The organism is Actinopolyspora lacussalsi, assembly GCA_030803735.1.
GTDB classification, from domain to species: Bacteria; Actinomycetota; Actinomycetes; order Mycobacteriales; family Pseudonocardiaceae; genus Actinopolyspora; species Actinopolyspora lacussalsi.
The window spans coordinates 2147225-2172263 of record JAURUC010000001.1 but is presented as its reverse complement, the minus strand read 5'-3'; the positions used below and the strand labels follow the sequence as shown (position 1 = coordinate 2172263).

Genomic DNA, 25039 nt, shown 5'->3' with positions numbered 1-25039 from the left:
AACGAAACGGTCCGTTGTCCCCGGGGTGGAGCGGGCGTCGGTTCGGAGCGCTCGAACGCCCCCGTATGCTGGTCACGTGGGTAGAATACTCGGTTCCTGGCTCTCCGGCCCCGCATCCGTGCGGGAGTCGGGGCAACCGGAGCAACGCTGGCGGGGCGAACGTCTGGGACTGCCCGAGCAGGGCTCCGGATCGGTGGCGCCCACGGGGCGGCGAGCACTGGGTTTTCTGGTGGACATCGTGCTCGCGGCGCTCGTGGCAGGGCTGTTCACGGCTCCGGAGCTGCCCGGAAACTGGAGTCTGGTCTCGTGGGCGCTGATCACGGCGTTGCCGGTCGCGTTCTTCGGGTTCACACCCGGAATGGCGGTGACGCGGATCTGGGTGGCACGCGTCGACGCGACCCCGAGCGTGGGGTTGCCGCGTGCGCTGCTTCGCTGCGTGCTGACTGCCGTGCTGGTACCCGCCGTGCTGTGGAACCTCGACGGGCGTTCCTGGCACGACCGGCTCAGCGGCACCGTGGTGCTGTGTCGCTGACCTCGAACGGGTCGCTGACCTCGGAGGGGTCGCTGACTTCGGACGGGTCGCTGATCTCGGACGGCGTCGACTCGGCCGTGACAGCCGGTGTGCCGCTGAAACCGTGCAGCCGACAACCGCCGTGCGATCCCGACAGCCGCCGTGTAACCGTGTAACACCGCGGCGAATCGGTTCACTCCTTCGGAGGAGCTGAGTAATCCGCCCTTCATCGGTTGGAAAAGCGGGCGGAAAGCGCGGCACACGCCGCGCTCTGCCGTACTCGGTTACTTCCTGCGGCTCGCGCGCTGCATGTTGCGCATCTTCGCACCCTGCGGCGCGGGACCCTTCGGCATCGGGTTGGCCCTGTTGCCCAGCGCTTCGAGCTGCTTCTCCAACGAGTCGATCTGACCGGCGTTGATGTTGCGGGGCAACTTCATGATGTTGGACTGCAGTTTCCGCAGCGGAACCTGCTCCTGCCCGTCACCGACCATGATCTCGTAGATCGGTGTCTCGCCGACCAGCCGCGAGATGCGCTTCTTCTCCTGGGCCATCAGGCTCTTGACCCGGTGCGGTTCACCCTCGCCGACGAGGACGATTCCGGGCTTGCCCACGAGCCGGTGCACCGCGTCCAGCTGGCTGTTGCCGGTGATGCCCTGGGTCAGTTCCCACTTGCCGCGCATGTTCTCCAGCGCCCAGCCCGCCGCGCCCGGTTGGCCGCTGGCCTTGCTGTAGACGTTGCGCTGTACGCGCCTGCCGAACACGATCACCGCGCCCAACGCGCCGAGGGCCACACCCACGGGCAGGAAGAACCATTCCAACCCCCAGACGAGGCCGAGCAGAAACGCGACGACCGCCGCACCGAGCAGTACCGCCAGCATCAGCGGTACCAGCAGCCGGTCCTCTCGGCGTTGCATCTTGAACGCCTCGAACAGCTGTTTAAAACGACCGCTCGACGCCTGTCGTCTCTGTTTGGCCGCTTCTTTCTTCGCGGCTCGGTCCTGCTTGGCCATAGCTCCAGGATACGGCGCGGTCCCTCGGACGCGTCCATACGGTCCGGGGCGTTTCCCGCCGCGAAACGCGCCGGAGGGAGGCATCGCCGTCGTACACTGCCCGTCAGAATCGTCGCTCACGGAGGTGCTGCAGGTGTGCCGGGCTGCCGTGTTCCAACTGGACGTCACTTACCGGGCCGTCGGCTCGTCCCCACCGCCGGAGCTCGGGAGTATCCGGCCCGCTCCGCGTGAGGAGACACGTCGTGATCCGTGGGAGGAACTACCGTTCGGTTCTCCGGCCGGTGCGTGGCGATCGTTGGCCCGGCTCCGTCCCGCCGGGGTGCATCGGAACCGGATGTGGCGCAGTCCGCTGCGCGGGCCCTGGCTGACCTCGATGCTCGGTGCCGTGCTGCTGGTGACGCTACCGCTGGTGACCATCACCGGGCTGCTTTCCTACATCGCCTACGGCCCGCGGTTCGGCCAGGCGTTTCCCCGCGAGGTCGGTTGGTTGCGGCTGCCCGACTTCGACTGGCCGACCAGCCCGGCCTGGTTGTACGTGCTCAACCAGGGGACGCACGTGATTCTCGGGCTGGTGCTCATCCCGGTCGTGCTGGCGAAGCTCTGGTCGGTGGTGCCGAAACTGTTCGAATGGCCCCCTGCCCGCTCGCCGGCCAAGGTCCTGGAACGCCTCGCGCTGCTGCTGTTGGTCGGGGGCGTCCTCTTCGAGATCGTCACCGGTGTCCTCAACATCCAGTACGACTACGTGTTCGGTTTCAGCTTCTACACCGCGCACTACTACGGCGCCTGGGTGTTCATCGCGGGATTCGTCGTGCACGTGGCGCTCAAGATCCCCCGCATGCTCGCCGCGCTGCGATCACGCTCGCCGCGTTCCGTACTGCGAACCACGCGGGCCGAAACCCGCCCCGAACCGTTGGACAGCACCGGCCTGGTGGCCGCCGAGCCCGCCGCGCCCACCATGAGCCGTCGTGGCGCGCTCGGTCTGGTGGGAGCCGGATCCCTGCTGCTGGGGGTGCTCAGCATCGGCCAGGTGGTGGGAGGCCCCGCTCGTCGCGTGGCCCTGTTGTTGCCCCGCGGCAGAAGCTACGGTTCCGGTCCCAACGATTTCCAGGTCAACCGCACTGCCGAGGCCGCGCGGATAGATCCCGCCGATACGGGGGAGAGCTGGCGGCTGGTGCTGCGCTCCCGGAACGGGACCACCCGGTTCTCCCGAGGGGAGCTGCTGGGAATGCCGCAGCACACCGCGACCCTGCCGATCGCCTGTGTGGAGGGGTGGGCCACGACCCAACGCTGGAGCGGGGTACGGCTGCGTGAGCTGGCGGTGCTGGCCGGGATTCCCGATCCGACCTGGGCCAGGGTGAGTTCGATCGAGACCGTCGGTGCGTTCCGGGCGGCCACGCTGCAGTCCAACCAGGTGCTCGATCCCGACGCGCTGTTGGCGCTGCGGGTCAACGACGTCGACCTAGCCATGGACCACGGTTACCCGGCCAGAGTGATAGTTCCCGCGTTGCCGGGGGTGCACAACACCAAATGGGTACGTGACATCGAATTCGGGAGCGATTGAGATGCGCGTGTTGCTCCGCCGGTTCTCGCGGGCCTACGGTGCCGCTCCGTACCAGCTGCTACTGGTACTGGGGGCTTTCGCGCTGACCGCCTACGTGGTGGTGCTGCTCGTGCCCGGCCCGAGCTTCACTCGGATGTTGGTCTGGTTCCTGGGCGCGGTGGTGCTGCACGACCTGGTGCTGTTTCCCGTCTACGCGGGGGCGGATCGGCTGCTCCGCGCCGGTGCCCGTCGCGGGAGGACGGCCGTGGGGTGGATCAACCACGTACGCGTGCCGGTGCTCGGATCCGCGTTGCTGCTGCTGGTGTTCCTGCCCGGCATCATCGAGCAGGGGGAGTTCACCTACTACGCGGCGACCGGACAGACCCAGCAGCCCTTCCTGGGACGCTGGTTACTGCTCACCGCCGCGATGTTCGCGCTTTCCGCGCTGTGGTACCTGGTTCGCGTCATGCGCTCCCGGTACCTCGGCGTCGGCCGGGACGGGAATTGATCCACCAGCCACGAATCGCCGATGCCGTCCCCCGGAGCGCGTGGGGGACGCCCACGCGCTCCGGGGGAGCGGTTCAGCGGGAGAGCAGGTTGCTGGCCTCCTGGGCGGCGGTTCCCGCCTGCGCCAGGTGCGCGAGGTTCTCCGACAGCGGCATGCCGCGGTGCTCGGTCGCCTTGGCGTACAGCCGCCCCGCCCGGTAGCTGGAGCGGACCAGCGGACCCGCCATGACGCCCGGGAAACCGATGCGCTCCGCCGCCTTGGTGTGCTCGACGAACTCCTCGGGCTTGACCCAGCGGTCCACCGGGTGATGCCGGGGGCTGGGACGCAGGTACTGCGTGATGGTGATGATGTCGCAGCCCGCCTCGTGCAGGTCCCGCAGGGTGGGCTCGACCTCCTCGGGCGTCTCGCCCATACCGAGGATCAGGTTCGACTTGGTCACCAGACCCGCCTCACGCGCGAGGGTGAGGACCTTCAGCGAGCGGTCGTACCGGAACGCGGGGCGCATCCGCTTGAACACGCTCGGCACGGTCTCGATGTTGTGCGCGAGCACCTCGGGGCGCGACCCGAACACCTCGGCGAGCTGGTCCGGCTCGGCGTTGAAGTCGGGGATCAGCAGTTCGACACCCGTACCGGGGTTGAGCTCGTGGATCCGGCGCACCGTCTCCGCGTACAGCCACGCGCCGCCGTCGTCGAGGTCGTCGCGGGCCACACCGGTCACCGTCGAATAGCGCAGCCCCATGGCCTGCACCGACTCGGCGACCTTGCGTGGTTCGGTGGTGTCGAGCTCGGCGGGTTTGCCCGTGTCGATCTGGCAGAAGTCGCATCGGCGGGTGCACTGGTCACCGCCGATGAGGAACGTGGCCTCCCGGTCCTCCCAACACTCGAAGATATTGGGACAACCCGCCTCCTCGCAGACGGTGTTGAGGCCCTCGCGTCGCACCAGCCCCTTGAGTTCCTGGTACTCCGGACCCATGCGAGCGCGCGTTTTGATCCAGGACGGCTTCTTCTCGATCGGCGTCTGACTGTTGCGGGCTTCGAGCCGCAACAACTTCCGCCCCTCCGGCGCCACAGTCACGACCACAGGCTACGCCCCGACCACCGGTGCTCGACAATGACCGAACTCACCCGATCCCGCTCTTCACCGAAACAGCGTGCCGCCCCGGCGCGGCTGTTCGGCGGGTCCTTACCCGAGGTGTCCGTGCCGGAGCGAGAGCCGGTGGGAGGTTCCGCCAGGCGGGTAGCTCGCCAACCCGTCCGGAAAAACTTCGATCAGAACGGTTCGGGCGAGATCCCGGTCAGCTCCGCGGTGATATCCCACAGCCATCCCGCGCTCGTGTCGTTCCGCGCGGCCGGATTGAGCCGGGCCCGTTTGGGATGGCCGCGGACCTCGGCCAGTCGTGCCGGCCCGAAGTAGTCGCCGCCTGCCACGTTCGGTGCGGTGGCCGCGTACAGCTGTGGCAGTGCTCCGAGTTCCACCCGTTGGGTGATCAGTGTGTTGCCCTTGCTCACCGCGGCACTGACGACGCCGGGGAGCGCGCGGTGCCGTGCGGAGTTGGGGGCCAGTTCCGTGGCGGTCATACCGGGGTGGGCCGCGGTGCTGGTGATGTCGAGTCCGGCCGATCGGAGTCTGGAGTCGAGTTCCCTGGTGAACAACAGGTTCGCCAGTTTCGACTGGGAGTAGGCCCGCAGCGGCGAGTAACGGCGGCGCCGGAAGTTCGGATCAGTCGTGTCCAGCCCGCTGCCGTGGTGGGCGAGGCTGGAAAGCGTCACCACCCGGGAGTGCCGTCCACCGCGCAACGCTGGCATCAGCAGCCAGGTCAACGCGGCGTGCCCGAGGTGGTTGGTCCCGAACTGCAGCTCGAAACCGTCCGCGGTGTGCCGGAACGGTGTTGCCATCACGCCCGCGTTGTTCATCAGCACCTCGAGGCGGTCACCGGTGCGTTCCCTGATTCGCGAAGCCGCCTCGCGTACCGAGCTCAGGTCGGCCAGGTCGAGCTCGACGACCTCGGGGAGCACGTGCGCCGATCCCTCGATTCGCTCCGCGGCCTGCTTGCCGCGTTCGGGGTCCCGGCAGCCGAGCAGCACCCGTGCTCCCCGGGAGGCCAGCACCTGTGCGCTTCGCAGTCCCAGCCCCGAGTTGGCGCCGGTGATCAGCACCGTCCGCCCCGACTGGTCCGGTACGGCGGTCTCGTCCCATTTGGTCATGGCCGCATTTCTATATCCCGCCGAGGTTTCGAACAACTCTCGCGTTTCGGTTTCAGACCATGACCGGCGCCGGGGTGTGCGGTTCGGTGTGCTCAGCGGCGTGCAGCAGGCGCGACAACGCCGCTCCGGAGCGGCTTATCTCGGCATCCGGCTCGGAATGCTCGGCCACGCCGGCTGTCAGCGCCAGCAGGCGTCGCTCCCGTTCCACGGCTTCCCGCAGTTCGCCCTTCGGGGCAGTGGCGTGTCGGTCCAGCGCCGCGCGCAGCACGGGATTCTCGGCCGCGGTGTCCTGCCAGGCCAGCCGAGCGGCCTCCAGCCTGTCACCGCTGCTGCCGTCGCACTCGCTCAGTCGCGTGTCGAGTCGACCGGTCAGCTGCTGCGTCCATTTGTGCTGCAGCGCGCACAGCAGTCGCTGCCTGTCGGCGAACACGTCCGACAGTTCGTCGTGACTTCGGGGGTCCGGAAGCCGGTCCGGCGTTCGCGCCAGCCGCTCCAGCAGGAATCCGATCGCTTGTTGCCTGCGGTGGAACCGTTGCCAGGACATGCCTACCTCGCAAGTTGGCCGTACCTGTGGTGTGTGGCATACCGACGGTATGTCGCTTGTGGCGACGTTATCAGCCCGTACGTACCGACGGTATGGTGAAGCGATGTGAGTAGGGCGACAGAGCAACCACGCCGGGTCGAGTACTCGGAATCCACCCGTGCCGCGCTGGTGGAGTCCGCCGTGGCGCTGTTCACCGAACGCGGATACGCCCAGGCCTCGTTGGACGAGATCACCGGGCGTGCCCGCGTGACGAAGGGAGCCCTCTACCACCACTTCGGGGGCAAGCGTGCGCTGTTCGAGGCCGCCTTCGAGGAGGTAGAGATCGGTGTCGTCGCCCGGTTGGCCGACGTGATGCCCGGTGAACGCGATCCCTGGGAGGAGCTGCGTGCCGGTCTGGAGGCGTTCCTGCGGGTCTGTCTGGAGCCTGCCTTCCAGCGCATCGTCGCCCAGGAGGGACCGGTGGTGCTGGGATACCAGCGTTGGTACGACCTCGGTGAGCGCTACACGTTCGGCCTGGTGCGCGGAAGCGTCCAGCGGTTGGTGCACACCGGCCGTATCGAGGACTCGGTGTCGGTGGACGTGCTCGCCCGGGTGATCTTCGGTGGGCTTTCGTCCGGGGCCGCCACCATCGCCGGATCGGATGATCCCAATCGGACCAGTGTCGAGGTGGGGGAGGCGCTGGAACGGCTGCTGCGTGGCCTGCGCGACGGTTGACCGCCACCCCCGCACGTGTGACTCCCGAACTCGCACGGGCCGGTTAGCCTCGGGATGTGACCGAGGAATTCAAACTCAGAATCTTCACCGAGCCCCAGCAGGGCGCCACCTACGACGATCTGCTCCGCGTCGCCCGCACCACCGAGTCGGCGGGCTACGACGCCTTCTTCCGCTCCGACCACTATCTGCGGATGGGCGATTCGAGCGGCCTGCCGGGGCCGACCGACGCGTGGCTGACCCTGGCAGGACTCGCGCGGGAGACCTCCCGGTTGCGACTGGGGACGCTGATGAGCGCGGCGACGTTCCGCCTTCCCGGGCCGCTGGCCGTCTCGGTGGCCCAGGCCGATCAGATGTCGGGTGGGCGCATCGAGTTCGGAATCGGCAGCGGTTGGTACGAGGAGGAGCACACCGCCTACGGCATCCCGTTCCCCTCGCTGCGGGAGCGTTTCCAGCGTTACGCCGAGCAGCTGGAGATCGTCACGGGGCTGTGGTCCACGCCCTCGGGCGAGACCTTCGACTACTCGGGAACGTACTACCGGCTCGATGACTCGCCCGCGTTGCCCAAGCCGGTGCAACAGCCACGTCCTCCGGTGCTCATCGGAGGTGCCGGCAAGAAGAGGACCCCGGAACTGGCGGCGAGGTTCGCCGACGAGTTCAACCTGCCGTTCGTCGACCAGGAGACCGCGGCGGCGCAGTTCGACAGGGTGGGTCAGGCGTGCACCGCGATCGGCAGGAACCCCGACGAGATCGTGCGTTCCGCCGCGCTCGTTCTCTGCGTCGGCAAGGACGAGGCCCAACTGGCGCGGCGTGCCGAGGCGATCGGTCGTGACCCGGTCGAACTCCGCGCCAACGGCCTCGCCGGCACTCCCGAGGAGGTGGTCGACAAAATCGGCCAGTGGCGACGGAACACCGGCATCACCAGGCTGTACTTGCAGGTGCTGGATCTGTCGGACCTGGACCACATCGAGCTGGTCGCCGCCGAGGTCGCGAACCGGCTCGAATGATCGGACCCTCCCGTCCCGCATCCCGGTCGCGGGGAGGGACAACGGCGTGGTGGGTGAGCCGCTCGCCCACCACGCCGCGAGTGCTCGGCCGGAGCGGCGTCGGTCAGCGCAGCTCCGGATCCAGTGCGAACGTCACGCCCGCCGGGGCCTCCGACTGCTTCCTGACGTCGCGGTCGGTGACCGGAAGGGCACCGTCCAGGGCCTCCGGGACGGCCTGCTTCACCAGGGGCAACGCTTCGGCCACCGTGACGTCCCTGCCCAGCTCCGCCGACAGCGAGGTGACCCCGGCATCGCTGATTCCGCAGGGAACGATCCGGTCGAACTCGGCCATGTCGGAATCACAGTTCAATTCCAGGCCGTGCATGGTCACCCCACCCTGCACCCGGATGCCGATCGCCGCGATCTTTCGTTCGGGCCGATCGCCGTCAGCGGCGAGCCACACGCCGCTGCGCCCCTCGACCCGGCCGGTTCGCAGCCCGAACCGTTCGCACACCCGGATCAGTGCCTGCTCCAGCCTGCGCACGTAGTCGACCACGTCGATCGGATCGGACAGCCGCACGATCGGATAGCCGACCAGCTGGCCGGGGCCGTGCCAGGTGATCTTGCCACCGCGATCGACGTCGATCACCGGCGTGCCGTCCCGCGGGCGGTCCTCCGGTTCGGTTCGCTTGCCCGCCGTGTACACGGAAGGGTGTTCCAGCAGCAGCAGCGTGTCCGGTCCGGTTCCCGCCGCGCGGGCCGTGGCCAGTTCCTGCTGACGTTGCCAAGCCGTCAGATAGTCGATCGTGCCCAGCTCGAGTCTCTCGATCGGCTGATCCGAGGCCCTGCACGAGTTCTCACCGTGACTCACGGGCGCCACCCTACCGCTGTCGGTTTCGATCGCGATATCGCGCTTCGTGCTCGTCGCGGCACCGCGGCTCGTACATTTCGCGCGAAATCGTCGACCGCGGTGCGGTAGCCGGTCAGGCCGAGACCGCCGCTCCGAGCGCGGAACGAACCGTCGGGTGCTGGAAGGTGAAGCCGTGTTCCTCCAGCACGGCGGGCACCGCGCGTTGTCCGGTCAGCGCGACCTCCTGGGCGAACTCCCCGAGTACCCCTCGCATCGCGAAACCGGGAATGACCCACGGTGCCGGACGGCCGAGCGCCTCGCCCAGAGCTCTGGTGAACTCCGCGTTGGTCACCGGCTCGGGCCCCGTCATGTTGACCGGTCCCGAGATCTCCCGGTTCTCCAGTACGAACCGGATGGCGGCTATCTCGTCGTCCAGCGATATCCAGGGCATGTACTGGGTACCGTCGCCGAGCCTGCCGCCGAGCATCAGCGAGAACAGCGGTTTGAGCTGGCCGAGCAGTCCGCCGGAGGGGGAGAGCACCGGACCGGTACGCAACCGCACCACCCGGGCGGGACGGGCGGCGTCGGCCGCGGCTTCCCAGCGTTGACACAGATCGGCGAGGAAACCGCTGCCGGGACCGGCCGTTTCGGTGATCAGCCTGCCACCGGTGTCGCCGTAGAAATCCACCCCGGAAGCGTTGATCAGGGTGGGGATGCCGCGTTCCCCGATGGCCTCGGCGAGTACGGCGGTGGGTCTGGTGCGGGAGCGCAGTAGCTCCCGCTTGCGCTCGGCGGTCCACCTCTTGCCGCCGAGCGGGGCGCCGCAGAGATTGATCACGGCGTCGACGCCGTCCAGGGCGCCCGCCTCGATCTCACCGGACTCGGGGTCCCAGCCGCGCTCATCCGGGGCCTGTGCGGCGCGTCTGACCAGGCGAATCACTTCGTGGCGGGCGTGCCGGAGCGCCGGCACCAGATGGCTTCCGAGCAGGCCGGAGGATCCGGCGATAACCACACGCATGCCCCGATCTTGTCGCAATGATCGCCACAGTGCGAGACCGTCGCCCGATCGAGTGGGTAGCGCTTCGTTGTGGCGCGTTCTCCGGGATCGTCGCCACGGGGCTCGGGACGGTTCGCGCTTGGTCACCGGCCACGAGAACCGGGGCCGCCCACCGAGAGTGGACGGCCCCGGAAAGTCGAGCGGCACCGCCGCCTCACCGGTTGTGTTCGACCGGCGAACTCACAACCCGAGGTCGGCGTCGAAGGAGCCCTCCTCCAGCCGCTGCTTGACGGTGTTGAGGAAACGAGCGGCATCGGCACCGTCGACGAGGCGGTGGTCGTAGGACAGCGCGAGGTAGACCATCGAGCGAATGGCGATGGTGTCACCGCCCGCTTCGTCGGAGACGACCACGGGACGTTTGACGACCGTGCCGGTACCCAGCATTCCCACCTGCGGCGGGTTCAGGATCGGCGTGTCGAACAGGGCACCCCGGCTGCCGGTGTTGGTCAGCGTGAACGTGCCGCCGGACAGCTCGTCGGGTTTGACCTTGTTGTCGCGGGTGCGATCGGCCACGTCGCCGATCTTGCGGGCGAGCCCGCCGAGATTGAGGTCACCGGCGTCGTGGATGACCGGGCTCAGCAGCCCCCGGTCGGTGTCCACGGCGATCGCCAGGTGCTCGGCACCGTGGTAGGTGATCTCGTTGGCCTGCTCGTCGATCGAGGCGTTGAGCTTGGGGTGCAGCTTGAGCGCTTCCACCGTGGCCTTGGCGAAGAACGGCAGGAAGGAGAGCTTGACGCCCTCCGACGCCTCGAAGTCGTCCTTGGCGCGCTGCCGCAGTCGTGCGATGCGGGTGACGTCGACCTCGATGACGGTGGTCAGCTGCGCCGCGGTCTGCAGTGAGTCCACCATCCGCTGGGCGAGCACCTGTCGCAGCCGCGACATCTTCTGGGTGGTGCCGCGAAGCGCCCTCGCCTCGGCGGAGGGCTCCTCCTGTCCCGCGGTCGAAGCGGCCGGTTCGGCGGGGGCCGCTCCGGCGGGCTGCCCGTCGGGATGCGAGCCGGCGGCCGCGTCGGTCGACCGCTGCGTGATGGCCGCCTGCACGTCCTGCTTGCGGATGCGTCCGCCGACGCCGGTTCCCCGCAACGAGTGCAGGTCGATACCGTGTTCGTTCGCCAGCTTGCGTACCAGCGGAGTCACGTAGGGCGCCGATCCCTCCGCGTTCTGCTCGGCCGGGGCCTGCTGTGCCGGTGTGGCCTGGGCCGGGGCTGCCTGGGCCGGAGCCGGCTGTGCCGGTGTGGCCTGGGCCGGCGGAGCGCTCGGCGCGGGCTGCGGTGCGGCTTCCTGCCGCGGTGGCTCCGGGGCCGGCTCGGGGGAGGGGGTTGCCGCGGGCTGTGGCGTGGGCTCTGGCACGGCTGCCGGTTCCGCCGACTGGTCGCCGACCACCGCGAGTTTGGCACCGACCTCGACGGTGTCGTCCTCACTGGCCGACAGTTCCAGGATCGTGCCTGCCACGGGGGAGGGAACCTCGGTGTCGACCTTGTCGGTGGAGACTTCCAGCAGGGGCTCGTCGACCTCGACAGTGTCGCCGACCTGCTTGAGCCATCGGGTGATGGTGCCCTCGCTGACGCTTTCACCCAGCGCGGGCATGTGCACGTCGGTGCCCTGGGCCGCGGACGCCCGGGGCGGCTGTGCCGCGGGCTCAGGTTCGGGGGCGGGCTCCGAGGCTGGCTGTGGCGCGGCCGCCGGTTCCGCCGGTGTCTGCGAGGACTGTTCGCTCGCGGCCGGTTGCTGCGGTGCGGCCTGCTCACCGCTGTCGCCGATCAGCGCGAGTTCGCCGCCGACCTCGACGGTGTCGTCCTCGCTGGCGATGAGTTGCTGTACCACCCCGGCCGCGGGGGAGGGGATCTCGGTGTCGACCTTGTCGGTGGAGACTTCCAGCAGGGGCTCGTCGACCTCGACAGTGTCGCCGACCTGCTTGAGCCATCGGGTGATGGTGCCCTCGCTGACGCTTTCACCGAGTGCCGGCATCTGGACGGAGAAGGCCATCTGTTGCTGACTCCTCGTACTCGTGGCGTGTGATGGGCTCTGACGTGACCGGTTGAGCGGAATGCGTCAGCCGTGTACGTGGAGCGGTTTGCCCGCCAGGGCGAGATGCGCTTCGCCGAGCGCCTCGGACTGGGTCGGGTGGGCGTGCACCAGCGGAGCGACGTCCTCCGGCAGGGCCTCCCAGTTGTAGATGAGTTGGGCTTCGCTGATCAGTTCGCCCACCCGGTCACCGATCAGGTGCAGCCCCAGCACCGGCCCGTCCGCGGCACGAACGACCTTGGCGGCTCCCGCCGTCTTGAGGATCTGGCTCTTGCCGTTGCCCGCGAGGTCGTAGGTGAAGGTCTCCACCTTGTCGTACTGCTCCCGGGCGGCGCTCTCGGTCAGTCCGACCGAGGCGACCTCGGGGTGGCTGTAGGTCACTCGCGGGATGCCGGCCTCGTCGATGACCGGTGGGTTCAGCCCCGCGATGTCCTCGGCGATGAACACGCCCTGCTGGAACCCGCGGTGCGCCAACTGCAGCCCGGGGACGATATCGCCCACCGCGTACACGCCGGGGAGGTTGGTGCGCAACCGCTCGTCGGTGCGCACGAAACCGCGCTCCAAGGACACGCCCGCCTCTTCGTAGCCGTGCCCGGCTGTGTTGGGTCCGCGTCCCACGGCGACCAACAGCAGATCGGCGTCGATGGTCTCGCCGTTCTCCAGGCTGACTGTCACGCCGGACTCGCTCTGCTCCGCGCCGGTGAACTTCACGCCGGTGGAGAACTTGATCCCCCGCTTGCGGAAGGCGCGTTCGAGCTGCTTGGAGCAGTACTCGTCCTCGTTCGGCACCAGGTGGGGCAGCGCCTCGACGACGTTGACCTCCGCACCGAAGGAGCGCCACACGCTGGCGAACTCCACACCGATGACGCCGCCGCCGAGCACGACGACCTTGTCCGGTACGTAGTCGAGGTTGAGTGCCTGTTCACTGGCGATGATCCGGCCGCCGAACTCCAGACCGGGCAGCGTCTTGGAGTAGGATCCGGTGGCGAGCACCACATTGGTGCCCGTGTAGCGGGTGCCGTCGACCTCCACCGTGTTGGCGTCGACGAGGGTGCCCGCACCCTCAACGTAGTTGATCTCGTGGGCCTTGGCGAGCCCCTGCAGACCCTTGTGCAGTTTGGTGACGATGCCGTCCTTGTACGAGTTGACGCCATCGATGTCGATGCCCTCGAGGGAGGCCTTCACGCCGAACTGCTCGCTCTCGCGGGCCGAATCCGCGACCTCCGCGGCGTGCAACAGCGCTTTGGTGGGGATGCACCCTCGGTGCAGACAGGTCCCACCGAGCTTGTCCTTTTCGATGAGGGTGACGGAAAGGCCCAGCTCCGCCGCGCGGAAAGCGCAGGCGTAGCCGCCGGAGCCGCCACCGAGAATGACTAGATCGGCGGACGTGTCGGTCACTTCGCACTCCTCGACAGGCATCATTTCTTCAACTCGTTACCGGAGCCCGCGCGGAGCTCCGGCACCGGAAGCCATCTTGTCACCACGCGAGTCACGGGCGCGAGACGGGCTGCCCGTGTTTCCGGGACAAATGGCGTGAAGATCACACTCGCTACCGGGTGCAACGTCACGAAAGGTGGTTTTTATGCCCCGACTGGCAATATCGTGGTAACCGGTCAAGGAGGTAGAACCGTGGGCCTGTTCGAGCGTCTACGCCGTCGTGGTCGGTCGCGACGCACCCGCCCCGAGCGGAACCAGGACACCGAACACCTCCGGCAGTGGGCTGCGCAACGTCGCGGTGTCGAGGGGTTCCTGGAACCACCGACTCCGGTGACCGAGACGACGATCGTCTTCGTCGCCCACGACGGGGAGTGGACGCGGCGTCGGATCGAGGGACGGGACGCCGCGATCCGTTTCACGCATCGGCTGGGTGTCCCGTTCTACGAGGTCAACAAGGTCGGTTACCCGCAGCGGATGCGCGACTACCAGCGCAGGCAGCGCGTGCTGCGCCGTCGCGAGTACCGCCGCGGGCTCGAGAAGTGATCCCACGGCGGCACCCGCGCCCGGGTGAGCTCCACTGCTGGGCGCTCTCAGTTTCGTTCGGCGATATCCGCCAGCACCGCGGCCATCGTCCGCACCGGAACACCGGTTCCCCCCTTGGGGGTGTAGCCCCACGGGGAGTTCGAGTTGTACGCCGGACCGGCCACGTCGATGTGTGCCCAGGCGACGTCCTCCGCCACGAACTCGCTGAGGAAACGTCCGGCCACCAGCATGCCCGCCCAGCGCTGGCCGGTGACATTGGCGATGTCGGCCAGCTTCGAGTCGAGGTCGGCCCGCAACTCGTCCGGCAACGGCATAGCCCAACCGGCCTCACCGGTCGCCCTGGACAGTTCGGCCACGCGGTCCCGGAAATCTTCGCTTCCCATGACACCCGGTGTCCGCTTGCCCAACGCGACCAGCTGCGCACCGGTCAGGGTCGATGCCTCGATCAGGTACTCGGGCTCGTCCTCGCAGGCGCGGGTGATCGCGTCCGCCAGGATCAGCCTGCCCTCGGCGTCGGTGTTGAGAACCTCGACGGTCTTGCCGCCGTACATGCTCAACACGTCACCCGGCCGGTAAGCGGTGCCGGACGGCATGTTCTCCGCCATCGGGACGGTGGCGGTGATGTCGAGCGGGTAGTTGAGTTTGGCCGCCAGCACCATGGTGGCGATGACCGCGGCCGCACCGGACATGTCCGAGGTCATCTCGTCCATTCCCGCGGCGGGCTTGAGGGAGATGCCGCCGGTGTCGAAGGTCACGCCCTTGCCGACCAGCGCCACCTTCCGGGCACCCTTCTGCCCTTTGTGCCGCATCCGGACCAACCGCGGCGGCCGGGAGGATCCCTCGCCGACGCCCAGGATTCCGCCGTAGCCGTGTTTGCGCAGATCGTCGGCGTCGAGCACTTCGACGTCCAGCCCGGCCGAACGGCCCAGTTCGGAGGCGCGCTCTGCCATCGCGGCAGGTGGCAGGTCGTTCGGCGGGGTGTTGATCAGATCCCGGGCGGTGTTGACCGCCTCGCCGATCGCCGTGGCTCCCTTCAGCGCGGATTTCGCGGAGTCGTCCTTGGCCTCGGAGACCACCAGGTCCACTTTGCTCACCGGGTCGTCACCGGGCGAGGACTTGTACCGGGTGAACGCGTAGGAACCCATCACCGTTCCCTGCACCGCCGCTGAAACGTCCAGTTCGGACAGCGTGGTGGCCGCGTGCGAGACCCCGGTCATCGCGCGCGCCGCCGCGCCCGCGGCGCGGCGCACCGACTCGCTCGGGATCTCCTCATTGGGATCGCGCTTGCCGAGTCCGACAGCGAGCAGGACTTCCGCCCGCAACGACCCACTCGCCGCGAGTTTGACGACCTCCTCGGCCTTGCCGGTGGCGCCCAGCAGGGTCAGCGTCTCGGTCAGGTTGCCGTCGAACGCCGCGGCGATCTCGTTCGTTCCCGGTGCGAGTTCGAGGCCGTCCGCGCCTTCCACGGTTCCGATGACGAGGGTTTCCACCGTCAGCTTCGCCGCGGCGCCGTCGACCAGGGCGAGTTTGGGGGTTGTCACCTGTGGCTCCTCCCGGAGTTGTGTGCCGTCGGCCCGATGCTTCCAGCACCTGCCCACCGCATATCGCTTCCGCGGGCACTGTAGAACGGTGCCTCCGTCGGTGCGCGTACCAGCCCGTGTTCGTGTCGCCGTGTCGTCGGGAGATCACTCACGGCACACGGTTTCGCCCCGAGTCCCCGACTTCGCGGTTTCGTTCCCGAGTACCGTTTCGGTGAGCGTTCGATGCCGTCAGTGCGTTGTCCGGTGGTGACGTGCTCGTCGTGGCTTCCGTGTGCCCGCGGTGCGGCCCGCACCGAGCGGGAGCCGCGGCGTGGAGAACCGGCGGGACGTTCCTCGGGGCGAGTACGAGGTCTCATTACACGAGGATGGTTTGCTTGGCCGAACGATCAGGGCCCTCGGTTGGTTCGACAGTCGTGAGGCAAGCTGTTCCGCTCGCGCTCGGTGCCATGCTGGGTGCCGGGGTGTTCCTCGGCGTGGCACCGGCCGTGTCGATCGCGGGACCGTGGACGCCGTTCGCCGTGCCGGTGGCGGTCGTCACCGCCTGGTGCGCCGCGAGCGCCACTAGGCACCAGGCCGATTCCTACGGGCCTACAGGTGCCGGATACGCGTGTGTGCGGGACAAGCTGGGAGTGGTTCCCGGCCGAATCGCCGCCGGTACGGGATTGTTCGGTCATGTCGCGGCACTGACGGCCGTGGCGGGCGCGGCCGCCCGCTATCTACCGACCCCACAGCCGTTGGCCGCGGTCTCGCTCCCGCTGCTCGCGGTACTCGCCTCCACCGCCGGACTTCGGATCAGGGGATTGGCCGGTTGGCTCTGGCTGGCGCTGACGATCGCGGTGCTCGGTGTGGTGACCGCCGCGTGCCTGGCGATCACTCCGGTGGACTCCCCGTCGGTCTCGCCCCAGGGGCCGTTGGCGGTTTCCGGAGCGGCGGGAGTGCTGTTCTTCGGCCTCGTCGGTTTCGAGCGGCTGACCGCCGCCGCGGACAGGACGGATCGGTATCCGGCGGCCGTGCTGGACCGTGCCCTGCCCGCTGTGCTGCTCGCCGCCGGTGCGGTGCTGACGGTGGTGCTGGTGGCGGTGTCGTACCAGCTCGGCTCCGCGCGGCTGGCGTTGTCGCCGGCACCGCTGCTCGACGCGTTGCGTGCGGCCGACGCGGCAGCGCTGACCTCGGGAGTGGGGACGGCGGCCGCGCTGGCCATGTCGCCGGTGCTGCTCGCGGTGCTGGAATCGGCGCGTTCCACCGGTGCGGCTCTGGTCTCCGACGGTGAGCTGCCGGTGCTGTCGCGTCGTGCCGGTCCCGCCGGGACCCCCTACCCGTTCGACCTGGTGCTGGCCGTGGCGGCCGCGTCGCTGACGTTGTTCCTCGGGCCGGAACAGGCCGTCCCGATCGCCGCGTGCTGTCTGCTGGTCCACTACGCGCTGGTCAACGCGGCGGCGAGAGTTCTGTTGCTCGACGGCGGAAAACTGCCCAGGCGGACGGCCTGCCTGGGGATGGGCCTGTCGGTGATTCTGGCCATGAGCATGCCCGTGCCCGCGATGGCGGTCACGCTGGCGGTGGTGGTCCTGGTGCCGGTGACGGCGGGTTCGGTTCGCCGGTCGCGGGGTTCCGGGCGGAGCTCGCGCCACGAGCGCCCTCCCGAGGAACACGACGTCCGGTAACTCCGCGAACACCCGACGCCGACGAGCTCTCACGGTGCGTTCCGCGAGGTGCTTACGACTGTCGTACGACCGACCATAAGGGACGCTGATACTCGGTCGCCCAATCGTTACCGGTCAGGTTTCCACTGCTCTCGGGCGCGCGATACGGTACGTTCATGAGCCAACCCGTCGTTTTCACCCGGACCGAGACCCCGCGACCCGCGAGTGCGGAACATCGTTCGAAGGTACTCGCCGATCCCGGGTTCGGGAATTACTTCACCGATCACATGGTCACCGCACGGTGGAGCACCGAGCAGGGTTGGCACGACGCCAGGCTGGAGCCCTATCACCCTGTCGAGTTGGATCCCGCCACTACGGTGCTGCACTACGGACAGGCCATCTTCGAGGGGCTGAAGGCCTACCACCAGCCCGACGGCTCGATCGCCTCGTTCCGCCCGTGGGCCAATGCCGCCCGCTTCCAGGACTCGGCACGCAGGCTGGCCATGCCGGAACTGCCCGAGGAGGTCTTCCTCGACTCGCTGCGTGAACTGGTCTCGGTGGACAACCAGTGGGTGCCTACGGAAGGCGAGAGCTCGCTGTACCTGCGACCGTTCATGATCTCCACCGAGCGCACCCTCGGGGTCAACCGCCCGGCGAGCAGCTATCTGTACACGCTGATCGCCTCGCCCGCCGGTTCCTACTTCGCGAGCGGCGTCAAGCCGGTCACCGTGTGGCTCAGCAGGGAGTACGTCCGCGCCAGCCCGGGTGGCACCGGAGCCGCGAAGTTCGCGGGTAACTACGCCGCCTCGTTCGTGGCGCAGGCCCAGGCCGCCGAACAGGGCTGCGACCAGGTCGTCTGGCTGGATGCCGTGGAACGGCGTGCCGTCGAGGAGATGGGCGGAATGAACCTGTTCTTCGTGCTCGGTTCGGGTGCGGAGGCACGGTTGGTGACCCCGGAACTGACCGGCAGCCTGCTGCCCGGTATCACCAGGTCCTCGTTGCTGCGGATGGGCGAGCGGCTCGGGCTCGAAGTCGAGGAACGCCGCATCACCACCGACGAATGGGAACAGAAGGCCCTCTCCGGCGAGATCACCGAGGTGTTCGCCTGCGGGACCGCCGCCGTCATCACCCCGGTGGGCAAGGTCAGGCACAGCGGCGGCGAATTCACGATCGGGGACGGTGGGCCCGGAGAGCTGACGATGAAGCTCCGTGAGCAGCTGACGGGCATCCAGTACGGTGAACTGCCCGACCCCGAGGGCTGGATGACGAAGCTGGCCTGATCACCTCCTTTCGCTCCGGTTACCGCGACACGGCGATTGTCGGGGGTTCGGCGTACCTTCCCGATGAGAGTCCACTCACACCCACGGGAGGCAGTCGTGTCCTCGTCCGTATTGCTCGTGATCGGTACCCGGAAGGGGTTGTGGCTGGCACGCCGGAACGGTGGGCGCTGGCACCTCACCGGCCCCTGGTTGCCGATGACCGAGGTCTACTCGGTGGCCGTCGACACCAGGGGCAAACCGCGGGTGTTGGCCGGTACCGAGAGTCCGCACTTCGGCCCAACCCTGGTGACCAGTGACGATCTGGGGGACAGCTGGCAGGAGCCCGAGCACGCCCCGGTGGCCTTTCCCACCGACACCGGAACCTCGTTGCGGCGCGTGTGGCAGATCGTGCCCGGACCTTCCGGCGAGCCCGGAGTGGTGTACGCGGGGACGGAGCCGTCCGCGCTGTTCCGCTCCGAGGACGGCGGCAGCAACTACGAACTCGTGCGTGGGCTCTGGGACCACCCGCATCGCGCGGAGTGGTTCCCGGGGTTCGGGGGACAGGCGGTGCACACGGTCCTGCCCGACCCCCGGCACCCGAACCGGGTCCTGGTCGGTATGTCCACCGGCGGCGTTTACCGCACCACCGACGGCGGTGCCGAGTGGACCCCCGCCAACCACGGCATCCGTGCCTACTTCATGCCGGAGAACGAATACCCGGAATTCGGGCAGTGCGTACACCGGATGGCCCGGAACACCGCCACGCCCGACCGGATCTACCTGCAGAACCACCACGGCGTCTACCGCAGCGACGACGGCGCCGACACCTGGGAGTCCATCGCCGAAGGACTACCCGCTGACTTCGGTTTCCCCGTCGCGGTGGATCCCGCCGATCCCGACACGGTCTACACCTTCCCACTGGTCGCCGATGCGCACCGGTTCCCACCGGAGGGAGACTGCCGGATCTACCGCAGCAGGGACGCCGGCGCGTCCTGGGAAGGTCTGGGTGAAGGACTCCCCCGGCAGGGGTTCTGGTCCGCCGTCATGCGTGACGCGCTCTGCCTCGACGACGGTGACCCCGCCGGAGTGTACTTCGGATCCCGGTCCGGCGAGGTCTACGCGAGTTCCGACCGGGGGGAGAGCTGGACCCGGATCGCCGAGCACCTGCCGGACGTGCTGTCGCTGCGCGCGGCCGTGGTCTGACCACCAGCCGCGAACCGCTGCCCGCCCACTGCCATCGGGAGACGATCATGCGAATCACCCTGGTAATCCCGCAGATGCTTCGTTCCACGGTCGATGGGGCGGGCACTCTGCGGCTGTCCCTCGAAGAGGAGGCCACGCTGCGGCAGCTGCTCGACGAGCTTGCCCTCACCCATCCCGCCCTGGAACGCAGACTTCGGGACGAGACCCGAACGTTGCGCCGCTACGTCAACTTCTACGTCGACGGCACGGAGTGCCGTGCGCTGGACGGCGCCGCCACCGCGCTCGGCGACGGTGTCGAGGTCCGGATCGTGCCCTCCGTCGCGGGCGGATAGCTGCGTCGCGGGGCGTCGGCGATTTCGCGAGAAATCGACGACCCTTCTAACTACCCGATGTCGGGGCACCCGCAGCGAGGCACCCCCGGAGGTTCCGCCAAGCGACCGGCTACGCGAACCGAGTTGATAATCTCCAACGCTCAGCCGAGGGCGCATATGGCGAGCAGGAGGGTGGTCCCGAGTTCGCAACAGGCGCCGAGAACGTCGCCGGTGACTCCGCCGAACCTGCGTAGCACGTGCCTGCTCAGCACCCACAGCGAGCAGAAGGTCAGTACCACGGCGGCGAGACCGACCCACCACGTTCCCGGTGTGGCGAAACCACCGGCGAGCAGCAGCGCCGCCCACCAGGCGAACACGGTGCCGCGGGGTTGCGTGCCCGCCACCAGCGCGCCCATGCCCTCTTGCCGCGCCGCCGGGATCCCCCTGCGACAGCACAACGGAAAAGCGGCTCTCCCACCGGCGCAGGCGAGTACGACGACTCCCCACTCGCCGTGGGAGGCGGCAGCGGCGAATCCCGTGGCCTGCACTCCGATCGTCAGCACGAGTCCGGCCACCGCGAACGGGCCGGTGCTGCCGTCGCGCATCACCGAAAGCGCCCGTTCGGCAGGGCCGTAGCAACCCAACCCGTCCACGGTGTCGGCCAGCCCGTCGATGTGCATCCCTCTGGTGGCCAGTGCCAGCGCGGCCACGGTGAGCAGTCCCGCCAGCAGTGCGGGGGCTCCCAGCGCGAGCAACGTCCGGAGGAGGAGAGCGGCGAACACCCCGAGAGCGGCTCCCACCAGCGGAGCGAACGAGATGGCACGTCTGCCGGTGCGATCGTCGACGGTGTCGACCCGCACCGGCAGTACGCTCAACCAGGCGAACGCCAGTCGAAGCCCTTGCACGCCGCTCAGTCCGCGGCGTCGGTCGGGGAGACTCCCGCCGCCTCGTCGGCAGTGGGGCCCGCTATACCCGCTTCGGCGAAGCTCGCCATCTCGGCCAGCACCCTGATCGCGGCGTTGACCACCGGCAGGGCCGAGACGGCTCCGGAACCCTCGCCCAGTCGCATGTCGAGATCCAGCACCGGCCGCAGGTCCAGGTGCTCCAGCACCAGGGTCGCCCCCGGCTCGACCGAACGATGCCCCGCCATCCACCACTGAGTCGCTCCCGGAGCGAGCTCCTCGGCGACCATCGCCGCGGAGCCGACCACCACACCGTCGAGGATCACGGGAGTGCGGCGCACCGACGCCTGCGCGAGGAAGCCCGCCATGGCGGCGATGTCGGCACCACCCGCCGTGCGCAGCAGCGCCAACGGATCGTCCACCACTTTGCGCGCACGGCGCAGCGCATCCCGGATGGCCGCGGTCTTGCGCATCCACGCCGCGTCGTCGATCCCGGTGCCACGTCCGACCACCGCCACCGGCTCGTTCTCGGTCAGGGCCGCGATGAGGGTGGCGGCGGGGGTGGTGTTCCCGATACCCATGTCACCGGCGATCAGCAGATCGGCTCCGCTGTCGACCTCCTCGTCGGCCAGTGCCCTGCCCGCGGCGACAGCCTCGTGTGCCTGCTGGGCGGTGAGTGCGTCCTCGACGTTGAGCGAACCGGACGACTTGCGGACCTTGTGCGCCGAGATCGTCCGGTTCGTCTCGCCGTCCACGGCCATGTCGACGACGCGTACCCCAGCTCCGGCGTTGGCGGCCAGCGCGTTCACCGCGGCTCCGCCGGTGAGGATGTTCTCGACCATCTGTCCGGTGACCTCGCTGGGGTAGGCCGAGACGCCGTTGGTGGCGATCCCGTGGTCACCCGCGAAAACCACCACGCGGGGCCGGTCGAACGGCCTGGGTGGGCAGGTGCCCTGCCTGGCCGCCACCCAGACGCCCAGTTCCTCCAGCCTGCCGAGCGACCCGGCGGGTTTGGTGAGCCCGTCGTGCCGCGCCACCGCCTGCCGGTGTGCCTGTTCGTCGGGTGGCCGGACCACGCCGAATTCGATACCCGGCCGGTCCGTGCCGTCCGCCGGTTCTGCCGATGGGGTGTGCACCGGTTGTGGATCGGGCACCGTGGACAAGCCTTACCTCCGTAGTCGTTCGGCCGGAGTCGTGCTTGGTAACACCGCGCTCGGCTACGCACCGCCGTCGAGCTCCCACGTCGGGGTGTGCTCGCGGTGACCGACTCCGGGGCTTCAGCGTAGGTCAGCCACTCAGCGTAGTCGCAATGGTAGTCCCGCGACCAGCAGCAGCACGCCGTCGCAGACTTCGGCTAACCCGGCGTTGAGCGCACCCAGCTCGTCCCGGAACAGCCGACCCGCCCTGCTCTCCGGGACCACACCCAGGCCGACCTCGGCCGAGACGAGGAGCAGTCGTGCCGAACACGATTCGCTCGCGCGTCTCAGTTCGTCACGCTGTCCTCGCACGATTGTCAGCGCCGAGGTGTCACGCTCCCATGCCCCCGCGTCGTCCAGTGCGCCCGTCAACCAGGTCGCCAGATCGTCGACGAGGATCGGTGGATCCGTCGCCCTGGCGTTGTCCAGCAGGTCGACCAGCTCGTGCGGACGCGGAGCCTCCACGGTGTTCCAGTTCGCCGGACGGCGCGCGACGTGGTCGGCGATACGCCGGTTCCACTCCTCGTCGCGGGGGTCCCGCCGTGCGGTGGCGACGTAGGTGGCGGCACCCTCCCGAGGCAGCAGTCCCTCGGCATGGGCGGACTTGCCGGAGCGCGCTCCGCCCAGTACCAGGGTGCGGTGCTCGGAGCCGGTCACGGCGTGGTGGTGTGGCGGGGGTCGGTCTCTGCCACGTGCCCGATGACCTCGTCGATCTTGTCGAGCACGTCCTGGTCGAGTTTCACCCCTGCGGCCCGCACGTTGTCGGTGACCTGCTCCGGACGGGACGCGCCGATGATCGCGGCGGAGACGTTCGAGTTCTGCAGCACCCAGGCCACGGCCAACTGGGCCATGGACAGCCCCAGGTCCTCGGCGATCGGCTTGAGCTGCTGCACCGGTTCCAGCACCTCGTCCCGCATCCAACGCGAGATCATGTTCGCGCCGCCCGCCTCGTCGGTCGCCCGCGAACCGGTGGGAGCCTCCTGCCCGGGCAGGTACTTGCCGGTCAGCGCGCCCTGCGCGATCGGCGACCACACGATCTGGCCGAGGCCCTCCCGCTCCGAGGTCGGGATCACCTGGGACTCGATCACCCGCCACAGCATCGAGTACTGCGGCTGGTTGGACACCAGCGGTACGCGCAGTTCCCGTGCCAGCTCGGCGGCCCGGCTGATCTGCTCGGCGTTCCACTCCGAAACGCCGATGTAGAGCGCCTTGCCCTGGCGCACCAGATCGGCGAACGCGGTCATGGTCTCTTCCAGCGGAACGGTCCGGTCGAACCGGTGCGCCTGGTAGAGATCCACGTAGTCGGTCTGCAGCCTGCGCAGCGAGGCCTCACAGGACTCCATGATGTGCTTGCGGCCCAGACCGCGGTCGTTGGGCCCCTGCCCGGTGGGGAAGTAGACCTTGGTGAACAGCTCGATGCTCTCCCGGCGCACCCCCGACAGCGCGCGCCCGAGTACCGCCTCGGCCCGGGTGGCCGCGTAGACGTCCGCCGTGTCGAAGGTGGTGATTCCCTCGTCGAGAGCGGTCAGCACGCACGCCTGCGCCTGTTCCTCCTCGACCTGCGAACCGTGGGTGAGCCAGTTTCCGTAAGCGATCTCGCTGATGTTCAGGCCGCTGCGGCCGAGCCGACGAAACTCCATGGCATCCAGCCTAGATCCACAGCCCGGCGTGCGCCCAGCACTGTGACCGAGCCGTGCTCACCGGACCTCGTTGATGTCCTTCGGAGTGACCCGGGGGCGGGGAACACGCAGTTTGCGCAGCTGCATCGCACGGGTGAAGGCGTACCACCCCATGCTGATCCCCTTGTCCTTGGCGTCGGGGAACTTGGCGCGCACCTGTTTCGTGACGATCCGACCGAGCATGGTGCCCTCGAAGATCATCGTTATCAGCAGCGCCAGGCAGAACACCGTGGCGATCTGGACGACCATCTGGATCTGCACCAGCGTGGCCAGGAATATCACCAGCACCAGCGGCATGAACAGCCCCATCAGGTGCCTGCGGGAGTCCACGATGTCGCGAACGTGTGCCCGGACCGGTCCGCGGTCGCGCGGCATGAGGTAACGGTCGTCACCCGCCATCATCCGTTCGCGCCGTTCGGCCGCGGCCTTGCGCCGTTCCGGCTTGTTGCGACGCATCCGCTTGAACGCCTCGCGCTGGGTGCGCGGCGGCGGCGGAACCGGGCCCCGACGTTTGCTCTCGGACTCGCGACGTTTCGGGGTCGGCCTGCCCTTGGCCTGGCTCGAATCGTTCGCGTTCTCCCGCGTCGCCTCGCCACCGTGCTCGTCGCTGTCGACGGTGGCGGTTTGCTCGGCGGTGTTGCGACGGAGGAACTTCACACCACCAGCGTAAGTGACACCGTCCGTGTCACGAATACCGACTCCGCGGGTGGGTGCCGATCGTGGAAATCGCTCGTGGTGCGGTGGGCCGCTCCGGCAGCGGCACGTCGCGGCGTACCTCCCGTGCCGGGCCCTGGTCTCGTTCGCGACGCGCACCGTTTTCCGTGCGTATCATGTGCGGTGCTACCCGCGGGTGTCACAATCGGCGTGCGCGGGTTGGACCGCGGGAATACTCGCACTTACCGTGACCGTTGAGGTCGCGGGAACCTGCCAGCAGCCGCTAACCGCAAGGGAGAGCCATGACCGCCCAGGAAACAGCCGTGGAGACCGAAGCGCCCGCTCATGGCGTCACGTTGACCGACCCGGCGGCCAGCAAGGCCAAGACCCTGCTGGACCAGGAGGGGCGCGATGACATGCATCTTCGCATCGCGGTCCAGCCGGGTGGGTGTGCCGGATTGCGCTACCAGCTGTTCTTCGACGAGCGCACGCTCGACGGGGACGCGGTGCGCGACTTCAACGGCCTGGACGTGGTCGTCGACCGGATGAGCGCCCCCTACCTGCAGGGCGCCGTGATCGACTTCGTGGATTCGATCGAGAAGCAGGGCTTCACGATCGACAACCCGAACGCCGGCGGCTCGTGCGCCTGCGGTGACTCGTTCCACTGAGCGGACGCGATCGGCTTTTTCCGGGGATGGTGCGGCGAGGGATCTCGTCGCACCATCCC

General features: G+C 68.6%; 25 protein-coding genes. 11 read left to right on the top strand and 14 right to left on the bottom strand.

The genetic code is table 11. The annotated features are described in order from the left end of the window. Window positions 1-76: 76 nt before the first annotated feature. Entirely contained in the window at window positions 77-532 is a 456-nt protein-coding gene (locus J2S53_RS09565; protein ID WP_456240682.1) for an RDD family protein, read from the top strand. 263 nt (window positions 533-795) lie between these two features. On the opposite strand, the gene J2S53_RS09560 is transcribed toward J2S53_RS09565, so the two are convergent. Next, window positions 796-1521, bottom strand: a complete 726-nt coding sequence (locus tag J2S53_RS09560; RefSeq protein ID WP_130467934.1) for a DUF4191 domain-containing protein — start codon at window positions 1519-1521, stop codon at window positions 796-798. A gap of 334 nt (window positions 1522-1855) precedes the next feature. On the opposite strand from J2S53_RS09560, the gene J2S53_RS09555 reads away from it, so the two are divergent. Together J2S53_RS09555 and J2S53_RS09550 are read left to right on the top strand one after the other, a co-directional pair. Further along, window positions 1856-3082: a molybdopterin-dependent oxidoreductase gene (locus J2S53_RS09555; RefSeq protein ID WP_456242757.1), complete on the top strand. Its 1227-nt coding sequence runs from the start codon at window positions 1856-1858 to the stop codon at window positions 3080-3082. Between the two features lies 1 nt (window position 3083). Continuing rightward, on the top strand, window positions 3084-3569 hold the full coding sequence (locus J2S53_RS09550; RefSeq protein ID WP_456240681.1) for a hypothetical protein: 486 nt from the start codon (window positions 3084-3086) through the stop codon (window positions 3567-3569). A 73-nt stretch (window positions 3570-3642) separates the two neighbouring features. Here the strand turns inward: J2S53_RS09550 and lipA are convergent, their stop codons facing one another. From lipA to J2S53_RS09535, 3 genes are all read right to left on the bottom strand, one after another. After that, on the bottom strand, window positions 3643-4644 hold the full coding sequence (lipA, locus tag J2S53_RS09545) for a lipoyl synthase (RefSeq protein ID WP_092979432.1): 1002 nt from the start codon (window positions 4642-4644) through the stop codon (window positions 3643-3645). Between the two features lie 194 nt (window positions 4645-4838). Then, entirely contained in the window at window positions 4839-5774 is a 936-nt protein-coding gene (locus J2S53_RS09540; RefSeq protein ID WP_456240680.1) for an oxidoreductase, read from the bottom strand. A gap of 52 nt (window positions 5775-5826) precedes the next feature. Beyond that, entirely contained in the window at window positions 5827-6318 is a 492-nt protein-coding gene (locus J2S53_RS09535; protein WP_456240679.1) for a hypothetical protein, read from the bottom strand. Window positions 6319-6423: 105 nt separating this feature from the next. Here J2S53_RS09535 and J2S53_RS09530 point away from each other — a divergent pair, with 105 nt between their 5' ends. Both J2S53_RS09530 and J2S53_RS09525 read left to right on the top strand, forming a co-directional pair. Beyond that, entirely contained in the window at window positions 6424-7032 is a 609-nt protein-coding gene (locus J2S53_RS09530) for a TetR/AcrR family transcriptional regulator (RefSeq protein WP_092979333.1), read from the top strand. A 56-nt stretch (window positions 7033-7088) separates the two neighbouring features. Further along, window positions 7089-8036, top strand: coding sequence for an LLM class F420-dependent oxidoreductase (locus J2S53_RS09525; protein WP_456240678.1), 948 nt, complete (start codon window positions 7089-7091; stop codon window positions 8034-8036). A gap of 103 nt (window positions 8037-8139) precedes the next feature. Here the strand turns inward: J2S53_RS09525 and lipB are convergent, their stop codons facing one another. From lipB to lpdA, 4 genes are all read right to left on the bottom strand, one after another. Beyond that, window positions 8140-8886, bottom strand: coding sequence for a lipoyl(octanoyl) transferase LipB (lipB, locus tag J2S53_RS09520; RefSeq protein ID WP_092979326.1), 747 nt, complete (start codon window positions 8884-8886; stop codon window positions 8140-8142). Window positions 8887-8998: 112 nt separating this feature from the next. Then, window positions 8999-9883 carry a TIGR01777 family oxidoreductase gene (locus J2S53_RS09515; protein WP_456240677.1) on the bottom strand — a complete coding sequence of 295 codons (885 nt, stop codon included), beginning with the start codon at window positions 9881-9883 and terminating at the stop codon, window positions 8999-9001. Window positions 9884-10102: 219 nt separating this feature from the next. Next, complete coding sequence (gene sucB / locus J2S53_RS09510; protein WP_456240676.1) at window positions 10103-11908, bottom strand: 2-oxoglutarate dehydrogenase, E2 component, dihydrolipoamide succinyltransferase; 1806 nt, start codon at window positions 11906-11908, stop codon at window positions 10103-10105. Window positions 11909-11974: 66 nt separating this feature from the next. Then, on the bottom strand, window positions 11975-13345 hold the full coding sequence (lpdA, locus tag J2S53_RS09505; protein ID WP_456240675.1) for a dihydrolipoyl dehydrogenase: 1371 nt from the start codon (window positions 13343-13345) through the stop codon (window positions 11975-11977). 231 nt (window positions 13346-13576) lie between these two features. Between lpdA and J2S53_RS09500 the strand changes: the two genes are divergently transcribed. Continuing rightward, window positions 13577-13927 (top strand): oxidoreductase, encoded by a 351-nt coding sequence (locus J2S53_RS09500; RefSeq protein ID WP_092927014.1) that lies wholly within the window; start codon window positions 13577-13579, stop codon window positions 13925-13927. Between the two features lie 47 nt (window positions 13928-13974). On the opposite strand, the gene J2S53_RS09495 is transcribed toward J2S53_RS09500, so the two are convergent. Continuing rightward, window positions 13975-15468, bottom strand: coding sequence for a leucyl aminopeptidase (locus tag J2S53_RS09495; protein WP_456240674.1), 1494 nt, complete (start codon window positions 15466-15468; stop codon window positions 13975-13977). Between the two features lie 413 nt (window positions 15469-15881). Between J2S53_RS09495 and J2S53_RS09490 the strand changes: the two genes are divergently transcribed. From J2S53_RS09490 to J2S53_RS09475, 4 genes are all read left to right on the top strand, one after another. Beyond that, window positions 15882-17129 (top strand): amino acid permease, encoded by a 1248-nt coding sequence (locus J2S53_RS09490; protein ID WP_456240673.1) that lies wholly within the window; start codon window positions 15882-15884, stop codon window positions 17127-17129. A 155-nt stretch (window positions 17130-17284) separates the two neighbouring features. Next, window positions 17285-18388, top strand: a complete 1104-nt coding sequence (locus J2S53_RS09485) for a branched-chain amino acid aminotransferase (protein ID WP_456240672.1) — start codon at window positions 17285-17287, stop codon at window positions 18386-18388. A gap of 96 nt (window positions 18389-18484) precedes the next feature. Next, entirely contained in the window at window positions 18485-19570 is a 1086-nt protein-coding gene (locus J2S53_RS09480) for an exo-alpha-sialidase (RefSeq protein ID WP_456240671.1), read from the top strand. Between the two features lie 47 nt (window positions 19571-19617). Beyond that, a complete protein-coding gene (locus J2S53_RS09475) occupies window positions 19618-19902 on the top strand; it encodes a MoaD/ThiS family protein (RefSeq protein WP_456240670.1) in 285 nt (94 codons plus the stop codon). Between the two features lie 140 nt (window positions 19903-20042). Here the strand turns inward: J2S53_RS09475 and J2S53_RS09470 are convergent, their stop codons facing one another. The 5 genes from J2S53_RS09470 to J2S53_RS09450 all read right to left on the bottom strand — a co-directional run bounded on the left by J2S53_RS09470 (window position 20043) and on the right by J2S53_RS09450 (window position 24315). Further along, window positions 20043-20786, bottom strand: a complete 744-nt coding sequence (locus J2S53_RS09470; RefSeq protein WP_456240669.1) for an adenosylcobinamide-GDP ribazoletransferase — start codon at window positions 20784-20786, stop codon at window positions 20043-20045. A gap of 5 nt (window positions 20787-20791) precedes the next feature. Then, on the bottom strand, window positions 20792-21946 hold the full coding sequence (gene cobT / locus J2S53_RS09465) for a nicotinate-nucleotide--dimethylbenzimidazole phosphoribosyltransferase (protein ID WP_456240668.1): 1155 nt from the start codon (window positions 21944-21946) through the stop codon (window positions 20792-20794). Between the two features lie 132 nt (window positions 21947-22078). Beyond that, window positions 22079-22636, bottom strand: a complete 558-nt coding sequence (locus J2S53_RS09460) for a bifunctional adenosylcobinamide kinase/adenosylcobinamide-phosphate guanylyltransferase (RefSeq protein ID WP_456240667.1) — start codon at window positions 22634-22636, stop codon at window positions 22079-22081. After that, window positions 22633-23619 carry an aldo/keto reductase family protein gene (locus J2S53_RS09455; RefSeq protein WP_092927028.1) on the bottom strand — a complete coding sequence of 329 codons (987 nt, stop codon included), beginning with the start codon at window positions 23617-23619 and terminating at the stop codon, window positions 22633-22635. The genes J2S53_RS09460 and J2S53_RS09455 overlap by 4 nt, the downstream gene beginning before the upstream one ends. A gap of 57 nt (window positions 23620-23676) precedes the next feature. Beyond that, window positions 23677-24315, bottom strand: coding sequence for a DUF3043 domain-containing protein (locus J2S53_RS09450; RefSeq protein ID WP_092927030.1), 639 nt, complete (start codon window positions 24313-24315; stop codon window positions 23677-23679). 299 nt (window positions 24316-24614) lie between these two features. On the opposite strand from J2S53_RS09450, the gene J2S53_RS09445 reads away from it, so the two are divergent. Then, window positions 24615-24980, top strand: coding sequence for a HesB/IscA family protein (locus J2S53_RS09445; RefSeq protein WP_092979295.1), 366 nt, complete (start codon window positions 24615-24617; stop codon window positions 24978-24980). The last annotated feature ends 59 nt before the right edge of the window (window positions 24981-25039 follow it).

What these genes read in the sequence shown, in the direction of transcription:
- J2S53_RS09560 (WP_130467934.1), bottom strand. Translation starts at nt 1,521, where the DNA reads ATGGCCAAGCAGGACCGAGCCGCGAAGAAAGAAGCGGCCAAACAGAGA.
- J2S53_RS09485 (WP_456240672.1), top strand. Translation starts at nt 17,285, where the DNA reads ATGAGCCAACCCGTCGTTTTCACCCGGACCGAGACCCCGCGACCCGCG.
- sucB (WP_456240676.1), bottom strand. Translation starts at nt 11,908, where the DNA reads ATGGCCTTCTCCGTCCAGATGCCGGCACTCGGTGAAAGCGTCAGCGAG.
- J2S53_RS09455 (WP_092927028.1), bottom strand. Translation starts at nt 23,619, where the DNA reads ATGGAGTTTCGTCGGCTCGGCCGCAGCGGCCTGAACATCAGCGAGATC.
- J2S53_RS09550 (WP_456240681.1), top strand. Translation starts at nt 3,084, where the DNA reads ATGCGCGTGTTGCTCCGCCGGTTCTCGCGGGCCTACGGTGCCGCTCCG.
- J2S53_RS09535 (WP_456240679.1), bottom strand. Translation starts at nt 6,318, where the DNA reads ATGTCCTGGCAACGGTTCCACCGCAGGCAACAAGCGATCGGATTCCTG.
- J2S53_RS09555 (WP_456242757.1), top strand. Translation starts at nt 1,856, where the DNA reads ATGTGGCGCAGTCCGCTGCGCGGGCCCTGGCTGACCTCGATGCTCGGT.
- J2S53_RS09475 (WP_456240670.1), top strand. Translation starts at nt 19,618, where the DNA reads ATGCGAATCACCCTGGTAATCCCGCAGATGCTTCGTTCCACGGTCGAT.
- J2S53_RS09515 (WP_456240677.1), bottom strand. Translation starts at nt 9,883, where the DNA reads ATGCGTGTGGTTATCGCCGGATCCTCCGGCCTGCTCGGAAGCCATCTG.
- J2S53_RS09445 (WP_092979295.1), top strand. Translation starts at nt 24,615, where the DNA reads ATGACCGCCCAGGAAACAGCCGTGGAGACCGAAGCGCCCGCTCATGGC.
- J2S53_RS09540 (WP_456240680.1), bottom strand. Translation starts at nt 5,774, where the DNA reads ATGACCAAATGGGACGAGACCGCCGTACCGGACCAGTCGGGGCGGACG.